At 68.6% G+C, this 23,311-nt stretch carries 21 protein-coding genes and 1 pseudogene; 15 read left to right on the forward strand and 7 right to left on the reverse strand.

Annotated features, from left to right (window positions below; genetic code table 11):
• Window positions 1-9 precede the first annotated feature (9 nt).
• Both AKJ08_RS08575 and uppS read right to left on the reverse strand, forming a co-directional pair.
• Window positions 10-852, reverse strand: coding sequence for a phosphatidate cytidylyltransferase (locus AKJ08_RS08575; protein ID WP_050725684.1), 843 nt, complete (start codon window positions 850-852; stop codon window positions 10-12).
• Window positions 853-1,620 (reverse strand): polyprenyl diphosphate synthase, encoded by a 768-nt coding sequence (gene uppS / locus AKJ08_RS08580; protein WP_050725685.1) that lies wholly within the window; start codon window positions 1,618-1,620, stop codon window positions 853-855.
• A gap of 89 nt (window positions 1,621-1,709) precedes the next feature.
• Between uppS and AKJ08_RS08585 the strand changes: the two genes are divergently transcribed.
• Window positions 1,710-2,846, forward strand: a complete 1,137-nt coding sequence (locus tag AKJ08_RS08585; protein ID WP_050727496.1) for a serine/threonine-protein kinase — start codon at window positions 1,710-1,712, stop codon at window positions 2,844-2,846.
• A 61-nt stretch (window positions 2,847-2,907) separates the two neighbouring features.
• On the opposite strand, the gene AKJ08_RS19770 is transcribed toward AKJ08_RS08585, so the two are convergent.
• Complete coding sequence (locus tag AKJ08_RS19770) at window positions 2,908-3,456, reverse strand: DUF3575 domain-containing protein (protein WP_169788782.1); 549 nt, start codon at window positions 3,454-3,456, stop codon at window positions 2,908-2,910.
• A gap of 197 nt (window positions 3,457-3,653) precedes the next feature.
• On the opposite strand from AKJ08_RS19770, the gene AKJ08_RS19775 reads away from it, so the two are divergent.
• Window positions 3,654-4,349, forward strand: coding sequence for a hypothetical protein (locus tag AKJ08_RS19775; protein WP_050725687.1), 696 nt, complete (start codon window positions 3,654-3,656; stop codon window positions 4,347-4,349).
• On the forward strand, window positions 4,346-5,290 hold the full coding sequence (locus tag AKJ08_RS08600) for an ATP-binding protein (protein ID WP_050725688.1): 945 nt from the start codon (window positions 4,346-4,348) through the stop codon (window positions 5,288-5,290). The genes AKJ08_RS19775 and AKJ08_RS08600 overlap by 4 nt, the downstream gene beginning before the upstream one ends.
• A 14-nt stretch (window positions 5,291-5,304) precedes the next feature.
• On the opposite strand, the gene AKJ08_RS08605 is transcribed toward AKJ08_RS08600, so the two are convergent.
• On the reverse strand, window positions 5,305-6,495 hold the full coding sequence (locus tag AKJ08_RS08605; protein ID WP_050725689.1) for an aspartate kinase: 1,191 nt from the start codon (window positions 6,493-6,495) through the stop codon (window positions 5,305-5,307).
• A gap of 308 nt (window positions 6,496-6,803) precedes the next feature.
• Here AKJ08_RS08605 and AKJ08_RS08610 point away from each other — a divergent pair, with 308 nt between their 5' ends.
• From AKJ08_RS08610 to AKJ08_RS08625, 4 genes are read left to right on the forward strand one after another with little or no spacing between them, the layout of a single operon-like run.
• Entirely contained in the window at window positions 6,804-7,568 is a 765-nt protein-coding gene (locus AKJ08_RS08610) for an ABC transporter ATP-binding protein (protein WP_050725690.1), read from the forward strand.
• A 58-nt stretch (window positions 7,569-7,626) separates the two neighbouring features.
• Entirely contained in the window at window positions 7,627-8,418 is a 792-nt protein-coding gene (locus AKJ08_RS08615; protein ID WP_050725691.1) for an ABC transporter permease, read from the forward strand.
• Window positions 8,419-8,434: 16 nt separating this feature from the next.
• A complete protein-coding gene (locus AKJ08_RS08620) occupies window positions 8,435-9,946 on the forward strand; it encodes a GldG family protein (RefSeq protein ID WP_050725692.1) in 1,512 nt (503 codons plus the stop codon).
• Between the two features lie 10 nt (window positions 9,947-9,956).
• A complete protein-coding gene (locus AKJ08_RS08625) occupies window positions 9,957-10,949 on the forward strand; it encodes a DUF4340 domain-containing protein (RefSeq protein ID WP_050725693.1) in 993 nt (330 codons plus the stop codon).
• A gap of 36 nt (window positions 10,950-10,985) precedes the next feature.
• Here the strand turns inward: AKJ08_RS08625 and AKJ08_RS08630 are convergent, their stop codons facing one another.
• Complete coding sequence (locus AKJ08_RS08630; protein ID WP_050725694.1) at window positions 10,986-11,924, reverse strand: outer membrane protein assembly factor BamB family protein; 939 nt, start codon at window positions 11,922-11,924, stop codon at window positions 10,986-10,988.
• A 988-nt stretch (window positions 11,925-12,912) separates the two neighbouring features.
• On the opposite strand from AKJ08_RS08630, the gene rpoZ reads away from it, so the two are divergent.
• The 8 genes and pseudogenes from rpoZ to grxC all read left to right on the forward strand — a co-directional run bounded on the left by rpoZ (window position 12,913) and on the right by grxC (window position 19,066).
• Window positions 12,913-13,191 carry a DNA-directed RNA polymerase subunit omega gene (rpoZ, locus tag AKJ08_RS08635; RefSeq protein ID WP_050725695.1) on the forward strand — a complete coding sequence of 93 codons (279 nt, stop codon included), beginning with the start codon at window positions 12,913-12,915 and terminating at the stop codon, window positions 13,189-13,191.
• Between the two features lie 320 nt (window positions 13,192-13,511).
• The gene (gene groES, locus AKJ08_RS08640; protein WP_050725696.1) at window positions 13,512-13,802 is read left to right on the forward strand and encodes a co-chaperone GroES; all 291 of its coding nucleotides are present in this window, start codon (window positions 13,512-13,514) and stop codon (window positions 13,800-13,802) included.
• Window positions 13,803-13,864: 62 nt separating this feature from the next.
• Complete coding sequence (gene groL, locus AKJ08_RS08645; RefSeq protein WP_050725697.1) at window positions 13,865-15,502, forward strand: chaperonin GroEL; 1,638 nt, start codon at window positions 13,865-13,867, stop codon at window positions 15,500-15,502.
• A gap of 142 nt (window positions 15,503-15,644) precedes the next feature.
• Complete coding sequence (locus AKJ08_RS08650; protein WP_050725698.1) at window positions 15,645-15,986, forward strand: hypothetical protein; 342 nt, start codon at window positions 15,645-15,647, stop codon at window positions 15,984-15,986.
• Window positions 15,987-16,295: 309 nt separating this feature from the next.
• Window positions 16,296-16,940: a hypothetical protein gene (locus AKJ08_RS19225; RefSeq protein WP_050725699.1), complete on the forward strand. Its 645-nt coding sequence runs from the start codon at window positions 16,296-16,298 to the stop codon at window positions 16,938-16,940.
• Window positions 16,941-17,045: 105 nt separating this feature from the next.
• Window positions 17,046-17,683 (forward strand): annotated as a pseudogene (locus AKJ08_RS08660) (TCP-1/cpn60 chaperonin family protein); the annotation flags it as partial.
• A gap of 254 nt (window positions 17,684-17,937) precedes the next feature.
• A complete protein-coding gene (locus tag AKJ08_RS08665; RefSeq protein WP_050725700.1) occupies window positions 17,938-18,549 on the forward strand; it encodes a hypothetical protein in 612 nt (203 codons plus the stop codon).
• Window positions 18,550-18,811: 262 nt separating this feature from the next.
• Window positions 18,812-19,066 carry a glutaredoxin 3 gene (gene grxC, locus AKJ08_RS08670; protein ID WP_050725701.1) on the forward strand — a complete coding sequence of 85 codons (255 nt, stop codon included), beginning with the start codon at window positions 18,812-18,814 and terminating at the stop codon, window positions 19,064-19,066.
• Between the two features lie 18 nt (window positions 19,067-19,084).
• On the opposite strand, the gene AKJ08_RS08675 is transcribed toward grxC, so the two are convergent.
• Both AKJ08_RS08675 and smc read right to left on the reverse strand, forming a co-directional pair.
• Window positions 19,085-19,495, reverse strand: a complete 411-nt coding sequence (locus AKJ08_RS08675; protein ID WP_050725702.1) for a hypothetical protein — start codon at window positions 19,493-19,495, stop codon at window positions 19,085-19,087.
• An 89-nt stretch (window positions 19,496-19,584) separates the two neighbouring features.
• Window positions 19,585-23,193 (reverse strand): chromosome segregation protein SMC, encoded by a 3,609-nt coding sequence (gene smc / locus AKJ08_RS08680; protein WP_050725703.1) that lies wholly within the window; start codon window positions 23,191-23,193, stop codon window positions 19,585-19,587.
• Window positions 23,194-23,311 lie beyond the last annotated feature (118 nt).

The following is a 23,311-nucleotide window of genomic DNA, read 5'->3' on the forward strand; positions in this document are numbered from 1 at the left end:
CTCCACTGGCTACGCGAGGGTACGGATGAAGTGGGCGTAGGCGAAGACCCACGGCGCCACGAACATCAACGCGTCGACTCGGTCGAAGATGCCGCCGTGGCCCGGCATGATCCGGCCGGAGTCCTTCACGCCGAAGGCGCGCTTGAGCATCGACTCCGAGAGGTCCCCGAGGGGCCCGAGGACGCCGCCGACCACGCCGACGATCACGCAGTCCCAGAAATGGAGGACCTCGACCGCGTAGATCCACTTGATCAGGAAGCAGATCAGGACCGAGCTGGCCATCCCGCCGACAAAGCCCTCCCAGGTCTTGTTGGGGCTGATCAGGGGATAGAGCTTGTGGCGGCCGAATAGGCGCCCGGCGAAGTAGGCGCCGGTGTCGTTCGCCCACGTGACCCCGATGGCCACCAGCGTCCACGTGATCCCGGCGTGGCCGGGCATGGCGCGCAGGGCCACCACGGCGCCCAGGCCGAGACCGGCATAGCCGGGCATCAGCGCGACGAACCCGGACGAGGCCGCGGCCTTGCGGAGATCCCCGTCCGGCGGAAAGAGCGTGTAGAGCGCCACCGAGGCCAGGGGCACGAGCACGAGCACGCCGAGCGCGCCGGGCCAGCGGGTGTCGATGGAGGCGCCGATCCACGCGAGGGAAGCGCTGGCGACCAGTCCGAGGATCGCGGCGGGATGCGACGCCCGCACGCCGGCCATCTTGTAGAACTCGCTGGCGACCATGACGATCGCGAAGACCACCAGGAGGATCGCGGCGATCCCGCCCAGCCACAGCAGGCCCAGCACGATTGGCAGGAGCAGCAGGGCCGAGGCGACTCGGAGGACGAGGTTGCGATTCTTGTCGTTCATTCAGCCAATCGTCCCGCGCACCTGGGCGCCGGTGAGACCGAACCTCCGCTCGCGCTTTCGGTAGTCCAGAAGTGCCGAGAAGAAGGCCTCCTCCCGGAACTCGGGCCAGAGGGCCTCCGTCACCAGGATCTCCGCGTAGGCGATCTGCCAGGGCAGGAAATTCGAGACCCGCAGCTCGCCGCTGGTGCGGATGCAGAGGTCGAGGTCGGGGAGCGCCGCGCTGTGGAGTCTCGAGGCGAAGGCCTCGGCGTCGACGTCGGCGGGCCTCAGCCGACCTGCCGCGACATCTTCCGCGATCCGCCTGGCGGCGTGGACCAGCTCCTCCCTGCCGCCGTAGCTCAGGGCCAGGGTGAGGATCATCCCGTCGTTGGCGCTCGAGTCGCGGGCGAGGTCGTTCAAGACCTCCCGGACACCAGCGGGAAGCGCGTCGAGATCGCCTACGGCGCGCAGGCGGATCCCGTTCTCCATCACGGTGGGCCGCTCCTGGAGGAGGTAGAGGCGGAGGAGCTCCATCAGGCCCTCGACCTCGTCCCCGGGCCGGGCCCAGTTCTGCGCGGAGAAGGCGTAGAGCGTGAGGGCCTTCACCCCCACCTCCCGGGCCGCCGTCGTGATCGCCCGGACGCTCTCGGAGCCGACTCGATGCCCCTCGAGACGGGGCAACCCGCGAAGCTCGGCCCACCGGCCGTTTCCGTCCATGATGATGCCGACGTGCGCCGGCACCTCGCCCGCTGCGAGCTGGGCGCGAAGGTCTGTCTCCCGCTGGGTCATCACCGGCGGCGGACCCTAGCGAGGCCACTATGCAAGGTCAAGGTTCGGACGCTTTGACGCTCCGCCCGATGTAGCGCTACAGTTCGATGGTGCCCCCTCGGCTCGTCGGCCCCTACCGCATCGTATCCACCCTGGGGAAAGGCGGGATCGGCACCGTCTTTCGCGCCAGCGACCGCCGTACCGGCGACGAGGTGGCGCTCAAGCTCCTCTCCACCGGACCCGCCCTCGAGCCCGCGGCCGCCAAGCGCATGGCGCGGGAGTTCGAGACCCTCGCGCGCCTCGCTCACCCCAACGTCGTCCGCGTCTTCGACGCCGGTGTCCACAGAGGCTACCCCTACCTGGTGATGGAGCTGGTCGAGGGCCTCGACCTGCGCAGCTACCTCGAGATCGACCTGGAGCCCTCCGCTCGGCGGGCGATGCCGGAGCCTGCCGTCCAGGTCCAGAGCGAGGATTCGGAGGTCGCTCCCGCGCTGCCCCGCTTCGACCTCGGCGCGCTGCTGGAGGAGGCCGATACCGGCTTCTACGAGGCGCCCACCGGCAACCACGCGCTGGCGGACTACGCGAGGTCGGCGGACGAGAGCGACACCGACGACGGGAGCACCTCCAGCGAGGGGACGGTCTCGCCGCCGCGCCGCCACGAGCTCTTCTCCCCCTTCGAGGACGAGGACGAGCCCTCGAGGCCGCTGCTCGCCGCGACGCCGTACACGAGGGAGCTCAACCGGCCCGAGCGGATCGGCAGGCTCAAGGACGCGCTGCTGCAGATCTGCGAGGCCCTCGGCTACATCCACAGCCACGGCCTCGTCCACCGGGACCTCAAGCCTGGCAACATCCTCGTGGACGAGGATAGGCACGTGCGCCTCATGGACTTCGGCCTGGCCAAGTTCCTCGCCGAGGAGACCTCGGTCACGGTGCGGGGCAAGGTCGTGGGCACCTACCGCTACATGGCGCCGGAGCAGGCGCTGGCGGAGCACGTGGACGGCCGCGCCGACCTCTACGCGCTGGGCGTGATGATCTACGAGCTCCTCGCCGGCCGACCGCCCTACGACGCGAAGACGCCGGTCGACCTCTGGCAGCAGATCCTCGAGCGCGAGCCCCAGCCCCTGTTCTCGCTCAACCCCCACGCGGACGAGGACCTCGCCCGGATCGCCCACAAGCTGCTTCGGAAGGATCCCGACGACCGCTACCAGACCGCCGAGGAGGTCTTCGAGCAGCTCATCTCGGGGTGAGGAAGCGCCCTTCACGCGGATCGACGGCCTCCCGACGATCGCGCGAAGGGCGCTGCGGACCTCAGAACGCCGCGCCGAGGGCGAGACGCAGATCGGGAACGACTCCCGAGACGCCAGCCGTCTGGCCCCCGCTCGCCGCCTCGGCGTGCATGTAGCTCACGCCCAGCCCGACCGAGAGGTCGAAGATGTCGTCGAAGATCCAGGTGTAGCCGCCGGTCCCGCCCACAGACCATGCGACCGCACTCGCGGTGGAGCCGCCGAAGTCCCCGGACGCATAGCCCAGGAAGATCCCGGGGCCCGCGAAGAATCCCTCGGGCGCGGTTCCCTTGAAGAAGTACCGCAGGCCGCCGTTCACACCAACGGAGGTCAACGAGAGATCGCCGAGCGACCATCCGTAGTATTGCGGGCCCACGTAGAACGACAGCTTGTTTGACGTGGCCTGCTCGTACTCCACGTTGAAAACACCGACCGCCAGAGCGAGCGGATTGGCCGTGATCGTCCGGTAGGGTTTGGACGAAGCAGCCGAACCCAATTCGAGCTGCTCGGCTCCCGCCGGAAGCGCAGAAAGGAGGAAAGCTGCCACTGCAACGACGAACGGAATTCTACGCATGATACCCCTCTTGAACCGGGGGTCGTCCCCCGAGCGCGGATTTTCACGCAGTGTCGACTTCATGGCAACTGCCAATTGTGGGCCGGCGGACCCCTCTTCCAGCGTCGGGCACGCGCCGAGCTCGGGCCTCTGGTACGGCGGGCTCGGCTCCTTCTCCCGCGCGTACCCGGAGGCGCCAGCGCGTGGTAGGAAGGCTCGTGGCTGCATCGACGAACGACGTCCGCTACCTCGAAGCGGTCCAGGAGCTCTTCCTCTCCCTCCGGGGTAGTGGGCTGACTCTCGCGCCGATCGATGCCGACCGGATCCGAGGATGGCGCGATCGCGGACTGCCACTCGAGCTGGCCCTCGGGGCCGTCCGTTCGGCCCACGCCGCATGGGCGAGCTCCGGGCGCTCCTTTACGGCCCGGCCGTTTCGACTCGGCGCGGTCGACCGCTACGCCGAGGATCTTCTTCGAGGGTGGGAGCGCCGTGCTGCAGGGGCGGCAGCGGGTAACGGCATCTCGTCGCCCTCCGGCTCGGGCGCCGGTCCCCGCCCCGCCAAGGAGGCCCGTCCTCCGCTGCAGCGAGCGGTCGCGGCGCTGGAGTATCGGCTGGCGCTGGCGCCCGGCCCCGTTCGCGAGGCCTACCTCGAATCCCTGCGGATCCTCCAGGCGGCGAACGCGGCGGACGCCGCCTCGGTCGACCGCGCGCTCCTCGCGGCCGACGAGGCCTCCGCGCTCCGCTACCTGCGCGCGCTGCCGCCCCGCGAGCGCGCCGTGCTGGCGGGCGGCGCCAGGCGCGAGGCCGGTCCCCGCGGCGCCGCCACCCGGCGCCAATATCGTGCGATGTTGCGCGCCTGCCTCGGCGACGCGGCCCGACGCCACGGCGCCCTGGTGAGGCCTTCGGATCTATGAGCGAGCACGACGACTTCCAGAAGATGAGCGGCCCCCTGCGGATGCTGATGGAGGAGATCCACGGCAAGCTGGAGCGGCAGGGACTCGAGGCCCCTCCGTCTGAGCGCCAGGGGGCTTGCGGCCGGTGCGGCGGCAGGGGCTACGTGGTGGCCCGGGAGGGCGCGGTCGCCGTCGCCAGCCTCTGCGGCTGCGATCGCCGATGCCGGCTCTGCAACGGCAAGGGCCTCACGCTCCAGACGGTGGACGGCTACCAGTTCGCACGGGCGTGCGAGTGCCAGACCCTCCCCCAGCGGGTCGCGGCCTTCAACGCGGCCCAGCTCCCCTCCCGCTTCGCGGAGAAGACCTTCGACGACTTCTACGTCCACGGGGACGATCCGCGGGAGCTGGTGACGGCCAAGCGGGAGATGATGCACTTCGCCGACACGGCACGCCCGGGCCACTCCCGCCTCGGGAAGGGCCTCCTCGGCAAGCCGGGCACCGGCAAGACGCACCTCCTCTCCGCTGCACTCGCCCGGATGACCCTGGGCCGCGGGATCTCGTGCCGCTACATCGAGATCTCCTTCCTCTTCGCGGACCTCAAGGCGGCGATCTCCGATCCCCGCGCCCGGGCGACCGTCGACAAAATCGACGCGCTCGCGGAGGTGGACGTCCTCGCCATCGACGAGCTGGGCAAGGGGCGAGGCAGCGTCTTCGAGGAGGAGGTCCTCGATGAGCTCATCGGCCGCCGCTACAACAGCGGCAAGCTCACCCTCTTCGCCACCAACTACGCCCGCGAAGCGCCCGACCGCCCGGTCTCGCGGGACGCCAAGCCCGAGCTCTCCAGCCTCTCGCTGCGCGGCCGGGTCGGGGAGCGGGTCTTCTCGCGTCTCCACGAGATGGTGGAGTTCCTCGACCTTCCCGTGGCGACCCGCGACCGGCGCCTCCCGCCGACGTTCGGCTGAGAAGCAGTAGCTTCCTAGGGCACGAGCTCGGCGTGGAGCCGCCGAACGGCCTCGTCGACGTGGTGCTCCTCGAGGAGGACGCTGATCCGGAAGCTCGACGTGGAGAGCTGGAGCGGCTCCGCCTCCATGGAGGCGAGCACGGCCTGCACCTTGCGCACGTTGGCGAAGCTCGCGTTGATCCCGGCGCCGATGGCAGAGACGGCGCCGAGGCCCGGGCGAATCCGCACTCCGCCACCGAAGCGGGCGGAGAGCTCGGCCACCACCGCGTCGAAGTCGTGGAGGTTCTCCCGCGAGAGCACCAGGGAGGCGCTCCCGGCGGGTTCCCGATCGAAGAGGAGCTGCTTGCCGAAGGACGAGCGCCCGTCCAGGTGCTCGAGGAGCTCGGCCAGAGCCGCCCCGCTCCCGGGGCTCGCGCAGAGGAGCGCCAGGCCCTTCTCACTGGTCACGCCTGCGATTCGCAGCCCCTCGTTCCCCTTCAGGGGCTGCACCTTCGTCTCGCCGCTCCCGCCGAAGGTCGAGCGCGCGTGGATCGCGATCCCCTTCTCCTTGGCGAACTCCACCGCCTGGGCGTGGAGCACCTTGGCGCCCGCCTCGGCGAGCTCCTGCATCTCCTCGTAGGAGAGCTCCGCCAGGCGGCGCGCGTCCCGGACCAGCCGCGGATCGGCGGTGTAGACCCCCTCCACGTCACTGTAGATCTCGCAGGCCTCGGCGCCGAGGGCGGCGGCCAGGGCCACCGCGGTGGTGTCCGAGCCGCCGCGACCGAGCGTGGTCACCTCCTTGCTCAGGCTCACGCCCTGGTAACCCGCGACGATCACGACCTTGCCGCGATCGAGCTCCTCCTGAACCCGGAACGGCCGGACCTCCACGATCCGGGCGTTGGAGTGCGTGTCGGTGGTGATGATCCCCGACTGGGAGCCGGTGAAGCTCACGGCCGGCACGCCCCGGGCGTTCAGCGCCATCGAGAGGAGCGCCATCGAGATCCGCTCGCCGGCGGTGAGCAGCATGTCGAGCTCTCGCCGGGCCGGGTTCTCGCAGACCTGCTTCGCCAGGGAGAGCAGCTCGTCGGTGGTGTCGCCCATGGCCGAGACCACGACCACCACCCGCTTCCCCGCCTCCCGGGTCCGCGCCACCCGGTCGGCGACCCGCCCGATCTTCTCGACGTCGGCGACGGAAGAGCCGCCGTACTTCTGCACCACGATGTTCATGGGCCCCTTGTCTACGAGGAGAGGTGCACGCCCCGCAAGCGGCGTCCGGGCAGCGGGGAAAATTCTCCCGTCGCCGGGGAAGCGAGCAGGCCGTTGACAGCCCACCTACGGGTGCTAGCCTCGGCGTCCGGCGGTAAACTGGCATTCCAACCGCTCGTCCTCCCTGCCGTTTTCGTTTTTCGACCGGACGCGGAAATGTTCGGGCCCCAGGGTTGTTTGGCCGCGCGCCGCAGCCCGTGCCTCGAAGCCCGAGACCCGAACCCCTGCCTGGATCGGCACGGAGCCGCGATTCCAAGACGGAGACCCAGATGATCGAAGTCTCGAACCTCACCAAGCGATACCGCGATCTGACCGCCATCGAGGACCTCTCCTTCCACGTCCCGAAGGGTGAGATCCTCGGCTTCCTCGGCCCCAACGGCGCCGGGAAGAGCACCACCATGCGGATCCTCACCGGCTTCCAGCCGGCGACCAGCGGCACCGCCAGGGTGGCGGGCTTCGACGTCTTCGAACAGCCCCTGGAGGTCAAGCGGCGGATCGGCTACCTGCCGGAGATCCCGCCGGTCTACCCCGACATGTCGATCAAGGCGTACCTGCGCTTCGTCGCCGAGCTCAAGGGCGTGCCGCGCAAGGTCCGCAAGGACGAGGTCGACCGGGTGGCGAACGCGGCGCGGGTGGCCCACGTGATGGACCGGCTCATCGCCAACGTCTCCAAGGGCTACCGCCAGCGCGTGGGGATCGCCCAGGCCCTCCTCGGATCGCCCGACGTCCTCATCCTCGACGAGCCGACGGTGGGCCTCGATCCCTCCCAGATCCTCGAGGTCCGCGACCTGGTGCGCAGCCTCGCGGGGCAGCACACGGTGATCCTCTCGACCCACATCCTGCAGGAGGTCACCGCCACCTGCGACACCGTGCTGATCATCGCCCGCGGCAAGCTGGTGGCCCATGAGAACCTCCGGGCGCTGCAGGAGAAGCACCCGGGCCGGAGCCTGGACGAGATCTTCCTCCAGCTCACCTCGGACACCCGCGGCGCCTCCCCGGAACCCCGGCAGCCCATGGAGCACGAGGCCGCCTGATCCCATCCTTCGCGCGGTCGGGACCGATCGCGGAACCCCTCGAACCGAGGAAGTCTCGATGCGAAACGCGATCGCCATCGCAAAGAAAGAGCTCTACCTCTACTTCACGACCCCCATCGCCTACGTGGCGTTCTTCGCCACCTCTTTCATCGGCGCGTGGTTCTTCCTCTCTCTGACCAGCGCGTTCCAGCGCCAGTCGATGCAGTTCATGCAGTTCCAGGCGCAGCAGATGCTGGAGCGGATGAACCTCACCGACATGGTGGCGGCCCCGCTGCTGGTGAACATGGGGCTGATCCTCACCTTCGTGATCCCCTTCCTCTCGATGCGCCTCTTCTCGGAGGAGCGTCGCCAGAAGACGATGGAGCTCTTGATGACCGCTCCCGTCCGCTCGGCGGAGATCGTCGGCGGCAAGTTCCTCGCATCGCTGGTCGTGCTCGCGGTCGTCATCGCGATCGTCGCCGCCTTCCCCGCCCTGCTCTCGGTCTTCGGCTCGTCGTCGAGCGGCAGCGCCGTCGAGTGGCAGACCATCGGGGCCGGCCTCACGGGCCTCTTCCTCTGCGGCGCCGCCTTCCTCGCCATCGGCCTCTTCGTCTCCTCCCTCACCGACTCCCAGGTGGTCGCCGCGCTGATCACCTTCTTCGTCCTGCTGCTCTCGTGGATGGTGAGCTGGAAGGCCTCCGAGGCCGAGGGCGCGTGGCGTGAGGTGATCCTCCACGCCTCGTCCGTAACCCACCTCGTCTCGTTCGCGAGAGGGATCGTCGACCTCAAGGACGTCGTCTACTTCCTCTCGGTGATCGTCCTCGGGCTCTTCCTCACCCACCGCGCCGTCGAGTCGCGGCGGTGGTCCTAGTCAGGGAGGATTGACCATGAACCTCAAGTCCCTCTCCCGCGTCGCTCTCGCCTTCGGCATCTCCCTCCTCGTCTCCTCGTTGGCGATCCTGCTACTGGTCCCCGGGAGCGAGCGGGTCGCGGTCGTCCAGGTCGTCGCCGGCGTCGTGCTCACCGCGATCTACTTCGCCGCCAACAAGGGCGCCCTCGGGCGCACCTTCGGCGGCCGCGCCACCTGGTTCTACGGCCTCTCCGCGCTGACCGCGCTCCTGCTCGTGGGCGGCCTCGCCGCGGGCAACTACATCGCCGCCCGCAAGCAGGTGAGCTGGGATCTCACCAAGGGTGGGATCTACACGCTGGCCGACGACACCGTGAAGACCCTCCGCGACCTGAAGGAGGAGGTGAAGGTCACCGCCTTCTACGGCTCCGCGGATCCGGCCCTTCCCCCGGTGAAGGAGATCCTCGAGCGCTACCAGAAGCAGAGCGAGAAGCTGGTGGTGGAATACGTCGATCCGGAGAAGAACCCCCAGATCGCCGCCGCGAAGTCGATCACCGCCGAGGGTCCCCGGATCCTCTTCGCCCACGGCGCCACCGAGGCGCGGGCGGCGGAGCCCTCCGAGGAGGCGCTCACCAACGCCCTCCTCAAGGTGCTGCGCACCTCCGAGCAGCGGCTCTACTTCACGACCGGCCACGGCGAAGGCGACATCAAGCTCGACACCGAGCGCGGCTTCTCGCGGATCGCCGGCAAGCTCGAGAACGAAGGCCTCAAGACCGCCACCGTGAACCTCCTCAGCGGCGCGATCCCCGAAGATGCCGCTGGCCTCGCGATCCTCTCGCCGAAGCGGCCCTTCCTCGAGCCCGAGGTGAAGGCGGTGCGCAGGTGGCTGAAGGACGGCGGCCGCCTCTTCGTGGCCCTCGAGCCGGGCGCCGACGATCCCGCCCTCCAGCAGCTCCTCGACGAGTGGGGTTTCCTCTTCGAGGACTCGATGATCGTCGATCCGCTCTCCAAGATGATGGGCGGCGGGGACGCCATCCCCGTGGTGCAGGTCTACGCCGAGCACGAGATCACCAAGGGCTTCGGCCTCATGTCGGTCTTCCCCTCGGTGCGACCGGTGATCGCCCGGGGCGACGCCGACCCCAGGCCCACCATCCTCGCCCTCACCAACCCCACCGCGTGGGGCGAGACCGAGTGGCGAAGCGGCGCGGCCCGCTTCGACGAGAGCAAGCGCAAGGGCGCCCTTGGCCTCATGGCCGTGCTCGCCAAGAAGGACGGCGACAACGAGACCCGCATCGTGGCGGCCGGCGACTCCGACTTCGCCAGCAACCAGTACGAGGCGGTCGCCGGCAACGCCGACCTCTTCCTCAACTCGATGAACTGGCTGGCCTCCCAGGAGGCGCGGATCACCATCCGGCCCAAGCAGCGAGACGCCTCGCGGCTCTTCCTCACCGACGGCGACGCGCGCTTCCTCAACTTCTTCTCGATCAGCGCGATGCCGATGCTCATCCTCGCCGCCGGTCTGTCGGTCTGGCTGGTCCGCCGGTCGAAGTAGGAGCCTCCCCATGGCGATGTCGCAGAACCGCAAGCAGCTCGCCACCCTGGGCGGCGCCCTCGTGATCGCCGCCGGCCTCGGCGCCTGGGCCTGGCTCGGCGTCTTCGAAAAGGAGAAGGCCGACGACGCCCGCAAGGAAGAGGAGGCACGGCTCTTCACGCTCGACGTCAACTCCGTGACCTCGCTCACCGTGGCCGCCAAGGGCGAGGTCACCGAGCTCGCCCGCACCGGCGACGATTGGCGGATCGTGAAGCCCCTCGAGGCTCCTGCCGATCACGCTGCGATCGAGTCCCTCCTCGATCGGCTCTCGACCGCCAAGCGCAAGAAGCTGCTCGTCGAGAGCGACGGCAAGCCGGAGATGTTCGGCCTCGACGCACCCGGCGTCCGGGTGTCGGCGACCACCACCGCGGGTGAGAAGGCCGAGCTCGCCTTCGGCACCCAGAACACCTTCGATCGCACGTGGTTCGTGAGCGCCCGTCCCGGCGAGATCGCGTCCGCCGACGCGGGTCTCAAGTCCGCCTTCGAGAAGGGTACCTTCGAGCTGCGCGACAAGCGGGTGGTGGTCTTCGGCGACGACGGTCTCGAGGGCCTCACGTCCTCGGGAGCGACGAGCTGGAGCCTCGTCCGCTCGGGCGAGGGATGGCAGATCGCCGGCCCTGCCCCCGAGGCGGCCGGAGAGGAGATGGTGGGAAAGATCCTCCGCACCCTCCACGACCTGCGCGCCATGGCCTTCCCCACCGGCGACGCCGAGGCCTATGGCCTGGCGAGCCCCGGGCTCACCCTCGAGCTGCGGCGGAAGGATCAGCCGCCCCTGACCCTCCGCTTCGGCACTGTCGGCGACAAGCGCTACGTGCGCCAGGGAGACGGCCCGGTGGCCGAGATCACCGCCGCCGCCGTGGAGTCCCTCACCCGGAGGTCCGAAGAGCTCCGCGCGCCGCCGCCCCCGGCGGAGTCCGCCGCCGCCGAAGCGGCAGGCGCCGCGCCCGCGGAACCTGCGGATTAGCGATCGACCCGGGAGCATCTCCCGGGTCGAACCTTCTCATTCGCTTCTGTAGGCCTCGATCGAATAAGTCCCGTCGCTGCGATAGACGCGCCGGACGATCCACGGATCCAGGTCATCCACCATGCCGCCGTTGGACCGAGCCTCCAGCCCACGCAGGCGTCGCTGCCATAGGAGGACGCCGTCTCCGCCGACCGCGCAGACCGCCTCTTCCTCGCCGCCGTCCACTCGGCGGGCGTGGACGATCACACGGGCCGCGTCGAGGCCGTCGACGGGTACGGCGCGGTTGAAACGGGAACCGCCTCCCTTAATCTGCCAGATCCATCGGACCGCTCCCGTATCCGGGTCGAAGGCCGTAAGGTCGGTGCGCTCGGCGCAACCTCCGCCGAATGGGCACATGTGGTGGGCGACGAACCCCGTGACGCTCGAAAGCTCGAGGTCGTCATTGCCCTGGAATGGCGCAGAGTAGCGGCGGGCGCCCGTTCGCCAGTCGCGCGCGGTGCCGTCGAGCGCGATCACGACGTCGCCTCCCAACCCGACCGGGCCCGCGGCAAGATCGGTATAGTACGAGAATACGAGTACCGGGACGCTCTCGCCCCACCTCGTCGTCCCTTCTGGATCGATCGCGCGCAGATTGCCGCCCGCGGCTCGGTCTTGCGCTTCATGCATCGCGCCGACGAAGGTCCATCCAGAGGCATCGACCAGGAGCTGTGACACGACGCCTTCTCCGGACGACACCCAGCGCTCCGCGCCGTCGGCCAGACCGAGCGCGAACACCGCGTGGACCGGAGTCCACGGTCGGCCGAGCGTGCCGTACCGCAGGCTGACGGTCACGGCCGTGCGGAGATCCTTCCCGGCTCTCCCCACCAGGACCCGGGTCGAGACAAACCCGCTGCCCAGGACCTCCTGGACGCGATCCTCCAGCTCCTTCTCCCAAAGGATCCGGCCGCTGGCGGTTTCCACGGCCCGGATGGCCAACGACGGTTTCCTCAAGAGAATGACCAGGCTGGTCGGCGTCGGAATGGAGCAAGTCCGAATCCGGCCACTCATGCTTCCAGAGGTCGGCCCCGCTCCCGGCGTCCAACGCCCGCCACGCTCCGGCCAGCGACTTCGAGACGAGCGTCCGTCCGACACTCGCATACCGGAACTCGTCCGCCGAACGCCGCCACCGCTCCCGGCCAGCCGCGTCGAGTCGGATGAGCTCACTGGCCGGGGTGGCATCCTTCAAGTCCTGGACCACCACGCCGCCGTCGTCTGCCTCCACTACGAAGCCGATGCCTTGTCCCGTGTGAGTCCAGGCGGGCTGGAGTATCCCCTCGGGCGGGATGCACGCTCCAGCCAAGCAAGCCCCCTGCCCGCCGCAGGGGGTGTCGCAGATGCTGCCTTCGGGAAGGAGGCAGCCGCGACCCTCCGGGCAAGAGCAGGAATCGGGGCCGCCCCGATTCAGGGACTCCTTTCCGGACTGCAGGCCGATCAGCGCGATCCGCCGCTCGGTTTCGCCGGTGATCACCCGGGCAACGGCCGCCACGGTGCCCGGCTCCATCGTCTGGCCCAAGCCCGGCTCGAAAAAGAACCGCAGCGGGCGTGTCTCTCCTGGCTTCAGCTCGAAGCTGCGGAGCGTCGGCCGAAAGGGATGCTTTGTCTCTACTCGGACCCGAACCGGGCTCCCGCCCTCGTTGCCGATCGCGCCGTCGACCGCCGACCATTCCCCGAACTCGGTGGACGGGAACTCGATCCGCTTGTCGACTCGCACCCTGGGCTCGTCGACTCGCTCCCAGGGCACGTCGCCCCCCTGCGAACAGCCGAAGAGCAGCGCGGTGATACCGAGGAGGGTCGTACGACGCATGGCCTGCTCCTTCCTCCGGCAAGTGTGGCGACACCGGTCCGAGCCGCCATCACCCCGGAACGGCTCGAAGAGGTTGACCTGGGCAGTTCGCGTCGGTAGATCGACTCCTTCGGAGGAAGAATGGCCCGCGTAACCATCGAAGATTGCCTGCCCCTCGTCGAGAACCGTTTCGCGCTGGTGATCCTCGCGACGAAGCGCACCCGCCAGCTCATGGCCGGCGCCCGTCCGCTCCTCGATCCGGGTCGCAACAAGCCGTCCGTGCTCTCGCTCCGCGAGATCGCCACCGGCAAGGTGAAGTTCGACCGCGACGTGGACGCCGCCCTCGCCGGCAAGTTCGACAAGGAGCCGGTCGCCCCCACCACGCTGCGCCCGATCCCGCCGCCTTCCGTCCAGCGCTAGCTCCAGCTCCAAGCTTCATCTGATTTCGGGCCGCCGCCTCCCTTCCTGAGGCGCCGGCCCGTTTTCGTTCGTCTTCGCGAGAAGGACGCCCGCGGTCGCAAACGCCGGCAGCGCTCCCGCCCTCCCCGATCCCTCCAGCCGGCCGCCTGGGCGTAGGCCCCCGGAATCGTTGAGCAATCAACGCCTCTTCCGAATCGAACGGCGTTCCCTTGACGCTCGGGGAACCTGCGTTATATCTGCCGCGCGATTGGCACTCGCCCGGCAGGAGTGCCAGCGACCGACCCACCGCCGGGATGCTCGAACATCGGAGGAGTTTGCACATGAAGATCCGGCCGCTGCACGACCGCGTCATCATCAAGCGCGTCGAAGAGGAGGAGAAGACCAAGGGAGGCCTCTACATCCCCGACTCCGCCAAGGAGAAGCCGCTCGAGGGCAAGGTGATCGCCGTCGGGAACGGGAAGATCCTGGAGGACGGCAAGGTCCGCCCCCTCGACATCAAGGCGGGCGACCGCGTCCTCTTCTCCAAGTACGCAGGTACGGAGATCAAGGTCGAGGGCGAGGACCACCTGATGCTCCGCGAGGACGACGTCCTCGGGGTCATCGAGGCCTAAGCTTCTCCCCAATCCCATTCGCCGGCGCCCTCGTTGGCTGCCGGAGATAGAGGTATCAAGACATGGCAAAGGACATCCTTTTCAACGCACGCGCGCGTGAGTCGATCCTCCGCGGCGTGAACACCCTCGCCGACGCGGTGAAGGTGACCCTCGGCCCCAAGGGCCGGAACGTCGTCATCGAGAAGTCGTTCGGCTCCCCCACGATCACCAAGGACGGCGTCACCGTCGCCAAGGAGATCGAGCTCGAGAACAAGTTCGAGAACATGGGCGCCCAGATGGTGAAGGAGGTCGCCTCGAAGACCTCCGACGTCGCCGGTGACGGCACCACCACCGCGACCGTGCTCGCCCAGGCGATCTACCGCGAGGGCTCCAAGCTCGTCGCCGCCGGCCATAACCCGATGTCGATCAAGCGCGGCGTCGACAAGGCCGTCGCCGCGATCACCGAGGAGCTCAAGGCCCTCTCCAAGCCGACGAAGGACCAGAAGGAGATCGCCCAGGTCGGCACCATCTCGGCCAACGGCGACACCACCATCGGCGCGATCATCGCCGAGGCGATGCAGAAGGTCGGCAAGGAAGGCGTGATCACGGTCGAGGAGGCCAAGGGCCTCGAGACCACCCTCGACGTCGTCGAGGGCATGCAGTTCGATCGCGGCTACCTCTCGCCGTACTTCGTCACCGACCCGGAGCGGATGGAGGTCGCCCTCGAGGATCCCTACATCCTCATCAACGAGAAGAAGATCTCGTCGATGAAGGACCTCCTCCCGATCCTCGAGCAGGTGGCTCGCTCCGGCAAGCCGCTCCTCATCATCGCCGAGGACATCGAGGGTGAGGCGCTCGCCACGCTCGTGGTGAACAAGCTCCGCGGCACCCTGCACGTGGCCGCCGTCAAGGCCCCGGGCTTCGGCGACCGCCGCAAGGCCATGCTCGAGGACATCGCCACCCTCACGGGCGGCACCATGATCGCCGAGGACCTCGGCATCAAGCTCGAGACCATCACCCTCAAGGACATGGGCCGGGCCAAGCGGATCACGATCGACAAGGACAACACCACGATCGTCGACGGCGCCGGTGAGAAGGGCAAGATCGAGGCGCGCGTGAAGCAGATCCGCGTCCAGATCGAGGAGACCTCCTCCGACTACGACCGCGAGAAGCTCCAGGAGCGCCTCGCCAAGCTGGTCGGCGGCGTCGCCGTCATCAACGTCGGTGCCTCCACCGAGACCGAGATGAAGGAGAAGAAGGGCCGCGTCGAGGACGCTCTCCACGCGACCCGCGCTGCCGTCGAGGAGGGCATCGTCCCCGGCGGCGGTGTCGCCCTCATCCGCGCCCTCTCCGCCCTCGACAAGGTCACGGTCCTGGCCGAGGAGAAGTTCGGCGTCGACATCGTGCGCCGCGCCGTCGAGGAGCCCCTCCGCCAGATCTCCGAGAACGGTGGCCTCGAGGGCTCCGTCGTCGTGAACGCCGTCAAGGCCGGCAAGGGCCCCTACGGCTTCAACGCCGCCACCGGCGAGTACGAGGACCTGGTCGCCGCCGGCGTCATCGACCCGACCAAGGTGTCGCGCACCGCGCTGCAGAACGCCGCGTCGGTCGCCTCCCTCATGCTCACCACCGAGGCCATGATCGCCGAGAAGCCCAAGGAGAAGGAAGACATGGGCGGCGGCGGGATGCCCGGCGGAATGGGCGGCATGGGCGGCATGATGTAATCGGCGCCCCGGAAGCCCTTTGCGCCGACCGGCCTGGTCGTCGCAGAGGGCTCCCAGCCCGCAGAACCGAACGGCCCCTCGCCCATCGCGGCATCGGGCCGTTCGTCGTTTTCGGATCGTTCCAACGGTCTCCGCCCTCATCATGAAAGTGCCGCGAGGCTTCCGCGTCGACGAGGTCCAGTGTTCCCGTCTCCTGGGTGCGATCGCGACGTCGATGTGCCTCGGCGCGATCGCTCGCGCCGATTTCGATGGCTCGGGCATCGTGGACAAGCAAGACCTGTCGCTGCTCCTCTCTTGCCTGGGGACCGTCCGCTTCATTTCCTACGACGCAGACGACGGCCCCAGTGCCGACGATGCCCGTCGCACCGCGGAGTGTGGAGTAACCGACGTGGACCGGGACGGGATCGTGACGCTCGAGGACCTCGCCATCGCGACGAGCATGCTGGGGATGCCTCCCGGCCCCAGCGCCAAGTCCAGGATCTAGATGGATTTCGAGTAACACCGTCGGTTGCGCCCCTGCATAGTTATGCCTCGCCAAATGGAGAAAATGATGTTGGACATGAGGAATTTGGGAGTAATGGGCGTGCTCTTCGTGCTCGTGACAGGCTCGACGGCCCTGGGCTGTCGAGCTACGGAACAGGCGCCGGATCATGGCCAGGGCGGAGGAGGCCAGGGCGGAGGAGGCCAGGGCGGAGGAGGCCAAGGGGGAGGAGGCCAAGGGGGAGGAGGCCACGGAGGAGGAGGCCACGGAGGAGTAGGCCAGGGTGGAGGACAGGCCGGGGTCGGTGGCGGCATGGCCGGAACTGGTGGTGACGAGGAGAAGAACTGCCACCACACCTACGCCGGGTCGGCGGCGGCGGCCTGCGAATCAGGCGAGATGGCGATGGACTGGCCTGCTCGGCTGCCCCACGCCGGGTTCGGTTGGAATTTCGGCGATCCGATCTTAGGAGCCGAGGGAATCGTCACGTCGGTCGACGGGAAGACGATGGTCATCGCGGGAGTGAAGGATAGGCCCTCTAGCTTCCAATGGATCGAGACCCTCGAAGATAAGTTCGCGATCGGTGAAGTCGTACGTGTCTGGTGGTCGCACTTCGGATTTTCAGTGGTCGCAGGGGTTTCCTGGACCGTTGCCCACGCCGACATCAACTGGACGGAGACTGTAGACCCGGACATTTGGTCCGCCGATGCTCCGGATGTTTGGTTTTATCCGATCTGCCTTCCCGTGCACATACTAGGATGCCCAAACGATACCCTTTACGGATTGCGGATCGGTTCGACCGACCTCGAAATTTTTCCCGGACATCAGCAAAATGTGGATGGATGGGAAATCTCATTTCATGGCGCCGTGTTCGTCGGACCCTTTACCGACGAGAATGGAACGTACGAGAGCTTCTTCATTGGTGCGGTGTCCATGTGGCGGGCCTCGGCTCCACACTAATGAGCGTTCCCCGATGGCAACCGGCGTCCTCGCACCGCCGGAGGGCCCATCTCGCCCCGGCGTCCGGGCCCCGTACTCTCCGCTCCAACCATGTCGGCTAAAGGGGGCGCGGGCGAGAGGGGCAAGATCGAGGCGCGCGTGAAGCAGATCCGCGTCGAGATCGAGGAGACCTCCTCCGACTACGACCGCGAGAAGCTCCAGGAGCGCCTCGCCAAGCTCCTCGGCGGCGTCGCCGTGATCAACGTCGGTGCCTCCACCGAGACCGAGATGAAGGAGAAGAAGGGCCGCGTCGAGGACGCTCTCCACGCGACCCGCGCTGCCGTCGAGGAGGGCATCGTCCCCGGCGCGGTGTCGCCCTCATCCGCGCCCTCTCCGCCCTGGACAAGGTCGCGGTCCTGGCCGAGGAGAAGTTCGGCGTCGACATCGTGCGCCGCGCCGTCGAGGAGCCCCTCCGCCAGATCTCCGAGAACGGTGGCCTCGAGGGCTCCGTCGTCGTGAACGCCGTCAAGGCAGGCAAGGGCCCCTACGGCTTCAACGCCGCCACCGGCGAGTACGAGGACCTGGTCGCCGCCGGCGTCATCGACCCGACCAAGGTGTCGCGCACCGCGCTGCAGAACGCCGCGTCGGTCGCCTCCCTCATGCTCACCACCGAGGCCATGATCGCCGAGAAGCCCAAGGAGAAGGAAGACATGGGCGGCGACGGGATGCCCGGCGGAATGGGCGGCATGGGCGGCATGATGTAGTCGGCGCCCCGGAAGCCCTTTGCGTCGGCCGACCGGTCATCGCAGAGGACTCCCAGCCCGCAGAACCGAACGGCCCCTCGCCTTCCATGGCGTCGGACCGTTCGTCGTTTCGGGCGTGATCAAAACGGTCCCGAATCCACATTCGTATCCATGTCGACACCGCCCTGCGCATCGCTTGGACGGCCTGCCGGGCTCGGCTGAAACGAGATCGACTGGATGCCCGTGAGGGCCCACGAAAGCCAGAGGAGGAGCCCATGGGCGTCACGGCACGTACGAGCAGAATCGGCATGACTGCGCTGTTGTTTCTGGTCGTTTCCGGTGGATGCAGCAAAGAGTACGAGGTGCGTGACCCTTTGCACGAATACAATGGTTTCCACTTTCATGCTTCGGATGGCGATACCTACGCTGGTGACCCCGTGTTCATCGACGTCTTCGAAGGGGAGAGGGTCCCGCAGGTACGAGTTGAGTTCGAGGCATACCGGTTCGAGGATAACCGGGGCTGGGACACCTGGCGCGCATCCTTCGTCCTCGGTGTTGATTCGTTCGCTTCAGGCGAGGCGACGATCCGTCTTTCCCCGGACTATGACGACGATGCCGACTATGGAGCGCTGGGCCTGGATGGGCTCTCTATTGAGCAGGGAACCGCGACCATTCGCTTCTCTCCCGGGCGTCTCGAGGGCACCTCGATTGGCCCGCGCCCCGACATGACAGGCTCTTTTTCTGGCGGCACGCACTTCACCTGCTACGCCTTTCCTGAGTCTCTCGGACTCCCCCCTTCCGACGCTTCAGGGAGCTGGATTCTCGACGAGAACCTCGAATCGGAGTTCTGCAGGAAGTTCCGCCGCGTCATGGGGATCGGAGAGTAGGCTTCCCGAGGGCTGCCGGCTGCCGGCTCCTCGAACGGGCCCCAACTCGATTCGCTCAACCTCAACGGCCCGTCGCCGGTATCGGCCTCGGGCCGTTCGTCGTTTCGGGACGCCCTCCCCTTCTGGCTCGAGCCGCGCCGAGCGGAGCGCCATTGCAAAAAGGCGGAGGAGCGGCTGCGAAATCCGGCGTTGCAACCCCGGGGCCGATGGCGCATCAAAACGATGCGCCCGAATCCGATAGGCGGCAGGACGAAAGGACAGCGTGAAGCCGGTCAAGATCTACACCACGGACTACTGCTCCTACTGCGTGCAGGCCAAGAAGCTCCTCACCCGAAAGAACGTCCCCTTCGAGGAGATCGACGTGACCGGAGACGACGCCGGCCGCGCCGAGCTCATTCGGATGAGCGGCGGGCTGCGCACCGTTCCGCAGATCTTCATCGGCGATTTCCACGTGGGCGGATACGACCGCCTGTCCGAGCTCGACCGCTCCGGCAAGCTGGACGAGCTCCTCGCCTGATCGAGCTGCTCCCTGGTCTCAGCCGGGGAAGAGCGCCGAGAAGCACCACGCGGCGGCCATCGCGACCTCGCCGGGCACGATGACCAGGGGCGCGCCCAGGACGGCCGCGATCGCGAGCACCAGCCTCCACGAGCCCGCCACCCGCTCGTGGAGGAAGGTGCCGAAGAGGGCGAGCACGAGCGTCAGCGTGCAGCCGAGGAAGATCGCGAGGGGGAGCGCGATTCCGAGCAGCCAGACGGACGCGGAGATCGAGACGACGGCGAGCGCGTTCACGACGTCGCGCCCGTTGGACGCCCACCACGTCCTGTGCTCCTCGGCGCGGAGCCGCATGGCGACGGGCTGGAGCGCGACGAAGAGGACGAGGGCCGCGGCGAAGACGAGGGCCCCGAAGGCCGGTGGAAAGGCGGGCGACCGGTATGGCTCGATCACGAACAGCCCTCTCTCGCTCGCGCCGCCGGATTCCCGGCGACCCCACCATCGCCTGCCTGCTGCCTGCCTGCCTGCCTGCCCGTCGGGGCCTAGGCGGCGGCCTCCTTCTCCGAGTCCGGGTTGGCTCCCTCGTCGCCGCGGGACAGCTTGACGCTCACCGTCTTCGAGACGCCGGGCTCCTCCATGGTCACGCCATAGAGAGTGTCACCGACCTCCATCGTCCGCTTGTTGTGGGTGATGAGGATGAACTGGGACGTCTTGCTCATCTCCTTCACCATGTCGTTGTAGCGACCGACGTTGGCCTCGTCCAGGGGGGCATCGACCTCGTCGAGGAGGCAGAAGGGCGTCGGCTTGATCAGGAAGATCGCGAAGATCAGCGACACCGCGGTGAGGGCCTTCTCGCCGCCGGACATGAGGTTGACGTTCTGGTTCTTCTTGCCGGGGGGCTGCGCAAAGATCTCCACGCCCGGGTCCCCACCGGGGCGGGTCTCGTCCTTGACGAGGAGGAGCTCGGCCCGTCCGCCGCCGAAGAGCCGGGGGAAGACCTGCTGGAACTTCGAGTTCACGATCTCGAAGGTCTCGTTGAAGCGCTCCTTCGAGGTCGAGTCGATCCTCGAGATCGCCTGCCGGAGCTTGGCGAGGCTCTTCTCGAGATCGTCGCGCTGGCCGGAGAGGAAGTCGTGGCGCTCCGCGAGCTCCGCGTGCTCTTCGACCGCGGTGAGGTTCACCTCCCCCATCCGATCGACCTGATCACGCAGCGACGAGAGCCAGTCCTCGGCGCCCTCCTCGGGCGGCGGCATCGAGTGGAAGGAGAAGACCTGCTCCGCAAGGGAGAGGTTGTGCCTCTCGGTGATCCCTTCCTCCAGGTGCTGGAGCTCGAGCTCCAGCTCGCGATCGCGCAGCGCCGCCGAGCTGGTCACCGAGCCGAGCTCGTCGAGGCGCTTGCGGTGCCCGCGGAGCTCCTGCTCCTGCGCCGCGATGGCCCCGGACTTCACCGTGTGCTCGCTCTTGAGCCGCGCGAGCTCCTCCCGCGCGGTGGCGAGCTCGTCCGCCAGCGAGGTGATGCTCCCGCTCGCCTCCTCCACCTTGCCCGCGAGCTCCGCGAGGCGCGCGTCGCCCTCGGCGATCGAGGCCCTCGCGCGCTCCTTGCGCTCGTCGATCTGAACGCGCTCCTCGGCGACGCGCTTCAGGGTCCGCTCGATCGCCTCGCGCCTCTCGACGTTCGCCGCGGCCTCGATCTTGAGCCGGGTGTGCTCCGCCGAGATCGTCGTGAGCTGCTCCCGGACCGCGGCCACCTCGGCGGCGAGCTGGGCGGTGCGCTCCTCGCGGCGTGAGCGCTCGGCCTCCGCTTGAGCGGTGGCGCCCCTCGCCGCCTCGGCCTCCACGTCGAGGAGGCCGAGCTGGTTCTGCTGCGCCTCGCGCTCGCGCACGAGCTGATCCGCCCGCGCCCGGAGCCGCGCGAGCTCCTCGGTGGCGCGGCCCAGATCCCGCTCCGCGTGGAGGAGGTTGATCTCCTCGGCGTGGCCGGTCTTCTCGAGGCTCTTCAGCGACTGCTCGATCTCGTCGGCGCGCCGGGAGAGCCGCCGGTGCTCCTCGGCGGCGACGGCGACCCGCTCCTCCAGGGAACGGACCTCCTCGCCCAGCTCGGCGACCTCGCGCCGCTTCTGCAGCAGGCCCGAGCCGGGGCCGTCGGCCTCGCCGCCGGTGACGCCGCCGATGGCGGAGACCACCTCGCCGGCGCGGGTCACGAAGGTGTGGCCGGTCTCGCGGGACCACAGGGCCACCGCGTCGTCGAGGTGGTCGACGATGAGGACGTCGCCCAGCAACGCCTCCACGAGGCCCAGGTGCGCCTGCTCGGCCCTGACCACGTCAGCCGCCCTGGCGACCACGCGGGGATCGTCGAGGCCCTTGACCCGCTCGCGGGACCGGAGCCCGAGGGGCAGGAAGCTGCTCCGCCCCTCGCGGGCGTCGGCAAGATAGCTCGCGATCTCCACGGCGCGGCCGTGGCTGTCCACCACGATCGCCTGGAGCCGGTCGGCAAGCACGGACTCGATGGCGCGCTCGTGCTCCTCCGCAGCGGAGAGGAGGTCCGAGACCAGGCCGATCACGCCCTCGGGGAGCGTCCCCTCGTCAGCGCCGTCGCGGGTCATCACGGCGCGCACGCCGCGATCGTAGCCCTCGTACGAGCGCTGGATCTCCACCAGCGAGTGGAGGCGGGAGCGCTTGTCGGCCAGCTCCTCCCGGAGCGCGATGAGCACCTGCTCCGACTCGAAGAGCTCGGCCCGGACCTGCTCGCGGAGCTCCGTCTCCTCGCCCCGGCGCGTCTCCAGCTCCAGCTTGAGCTGCCGGGTCTGGCCCGCCTTGGAGGAGAGCGTCCGGCGCTCCTTTTCGAGCTGGTCGACGTCGTGCTCGATCCCCTCGGCCTCGGCCTGGAGCACCGCCATCCGGTCGACGAGGTCGCCGCGGCGCCGGTCGATGGTGAGCAGCTCGCCCTTGAGGGACGCCGCCCGGGAGAGGACCTCCATCGCCGCGGCCCGCTCGGCGTCTAGGCGCGAGATCGCTTCGCCCTCTTCCGCGCGGAGCTCCTCCACCTGGCCGGCGAGCTCCCCGAGCCGCTCGGTGTCGGTGCCTCCCCTGCCGTCGAGCTGGCCGCCGAGGGCGCGGGCGGCGGCGGCCTCCTCGTCCAGCGCCGCCATGCGCGCGTCGAGGCGCGCGAGCTCGTCGTCGAGCTCGGCCTGACGCTGCTGCACCTGGCGGCGCTCGCGCTCGAAGAAGTCGAGGTTGGTCTGGTTGAGCGCCGAGCCCTGCGAGAGCCCGGCGACCCGCTCGCTCTGCTCCTCGACGGCGGCCGCCTCCTCCGCGACGGCGTGCCGAGCGGAGGCGATCTCCACCTCCAGGCGCTGGACCTCGGCGGAGAGCGTGCGCTGCTCGTTCTCGAGATCGTCGTGCCGGGCGTGGCTGACCTTGCGCAGCGCTTGGAGCTCGAGCCACCGCAACGAGGCGAGGTGCAGCTCGATCTGCCGCAGCTCGGCCTTGATCGCCCGGTACTTCTCGGCCTTGCGCGCCTGCCGGTTCAGGACCTCGAGACGCTTGCCGAGCTCGCCCAGGATGTCGTTGAGCCGGAGCAGGTTCTGCTCCGTGTACTCCATCTTGCGCTCGGCGGCCTTTCGCCGGGCCTTGTACTTCGTGATGCCGGCGGCCTCCTCGATCAGGCTTCGGCGATCCTCCGCCTTGGCCGAGACGATGAGGCCGATCCGCCCCTGCTCGATGATCGAGTAGGCCTTGGTGCCCACGCCGGTGCCGAGGAAGAGCTCGATGATGTCGAGGAGCCGGCAGGGGGCCTTGTTGAGCAGGTACTCGCTCTCTCCGCTGCGGAAGAGGCGCCGGGTGACGGTGATCTCGTGTACGTCCTTGTACGCCGTCGGGACGTCACCCCGGTCGTTGATGAAGGTGATCGAGACCTCGGCCATGCCGAGCGGCGGGTGCTTCTCCGAGCCGTTGAAGATCACGTCTTCCATGGCACGGCCGCGGAGGTGCTTGGCGGACTGCTCGCCCATCACCCAGCGGATCGCGTCGACCACGTTCGACTTGCCGCAGCCGTTCGGCCCGACGATGCCCGTGACGCCGTCGTCGAAGACGAAGACCGTCTTCGACATGAAGCTCTTGAACCCACAGATGTCGAGGCGCTTGATGCGCATCCCACCCTCCGGCGCCGCGGCTCGGGGGCCTGACCATGAATGTATGGCCATGCCACGCAAGCAAGCAGCCCGGATCTAGCACGGGCGCTCGAGGGGTCGCAAGCCTGCAGGGCATGCA

This window comes from Vulgatibacter incomptus, from assembly GCF_001263175.1.
Taxonomy (GTDB): Bacteria; Myxococcota; Myxococcia; order Myxococcales; family Vulgatibacteraceae; genus Vulgatibacter; species Vulgatibacter incomptus.

Excerpts from the sequence above, each read along its gene's own strand:
- AKJ08_RS08600 (WP_050725688.1), top strand. The coding sequence starts at position 4,346 with ATGAGCGAGCACGACGACTTCCAGAAGATGAGCGGCCCCCTGCGGATG.
- AKJ08_RS08650 (WP_050725698.1), top strand. The coding sequence starts at position 15,645 with ATGAAAGTGCCGCGAGGCTTCCGCGTCGACGAGGTCCAGTGTTCCCGT.
- uppS (WP_050725685.1), bottom strand. The coding sequence starts at position 1,620 with ATGACCCAGCGGGAGACAGACCTTCGCGCCCAGCTCGCAGCGGGCGAG.
- AKJ08_RS08615 (WP_050725691.1), top strand. The coding sequence starts at position 7,627 with ATGCGAAACGCGATCGCCATCGCAAAGAAAGAGCTCTACCTCTACTTC.
- rpoZ (WP_050725695.1), top strand. The coding sequence starts at position 12,913 with ATGGCCCGCGTAACCATCGAAGATTGCCTGCCCCTCGTCGAGAACCGT.
- AKJ08_RS08665 (WP_050725700.1), top strand. The coding sequence starts at position 17,938 with ATGGGCGTCACGGCACGTACGAGCAGAATCGGCATGACTGCGCTGTTG.
- AKJ08_RS08620 (WP_050725692.1), top strand. The coding sequence starts at position 8,435 with ATGAACCTCAAGTCCCTCTCCCGCGTCGCTCTCGCCTTCGGCATCTCC.
- AKJ08_RS19225 (WP_050725699.1), top strand. The coding sequence starts at position 16,296 with ATGGCCGGAACTGGTGGTGACGAGGAGAAGAACTGCCACCACACCTAC.
- groES (WP_050725696.1), top strand. The coding sequence starts at position 13,512 with ATGAAGATCCGGCCGCTGCACGACCGCGTCATCATCAAGCGCGTCGAA.
- AKJ08_RS08610 (WP_050725690.1), top strand. The coding sequence starts at position 6,804 with ATGATCGAAGTCTCGAACCTCACCAAGCGATACCGCGATCTGACCGCC.
- smc (WP_050725703.1), bottom strand. The coding sequence starts at position 23,193 with ATGCGCATCAAGCGCCTCGACATCTGTGGGTTCAAGAGCTTCATGTCG.
- AKJ08_RS08625 (WP_050725693.1), top strand. The coding sequence starts at position 9,957 with ATGGCGATGTCGCAGAACCGCAAGCAGCTCGCCACCCTGGGCGGCGCC.
- AKJ08_RS08605 (WP_050725689.1), bottom strand. The coding sequence starts at position 6,495 with ATGAACATCGTGGTGCAGAAGTACGGCGGCTCTTCCGTCGCCGACGTC.
- AKJ08_RS08575 (WP_050725684.1), bottom strand. The coding sequence starts at position 852 with ATGAACGACAAGAATCGCAACCTCGTCCTCCGAGTCGCCTCGGCCCTG.
- AKJ08_RS19770 (WP_169788782.1), bottom strand. The coding sequence starts at position 3,456 with ATGCGTAGAATTCCGTTCGTCGTTGCAGTGGCAGCTTTCCTCCTTTCT.
- groL (WP_050725697.1), top strand. The coding sequence starts at position 13,865 with ATGGCAAAGGACATCCTTTTCAACGCACGCGCGCGTGAGTCGATCCTC.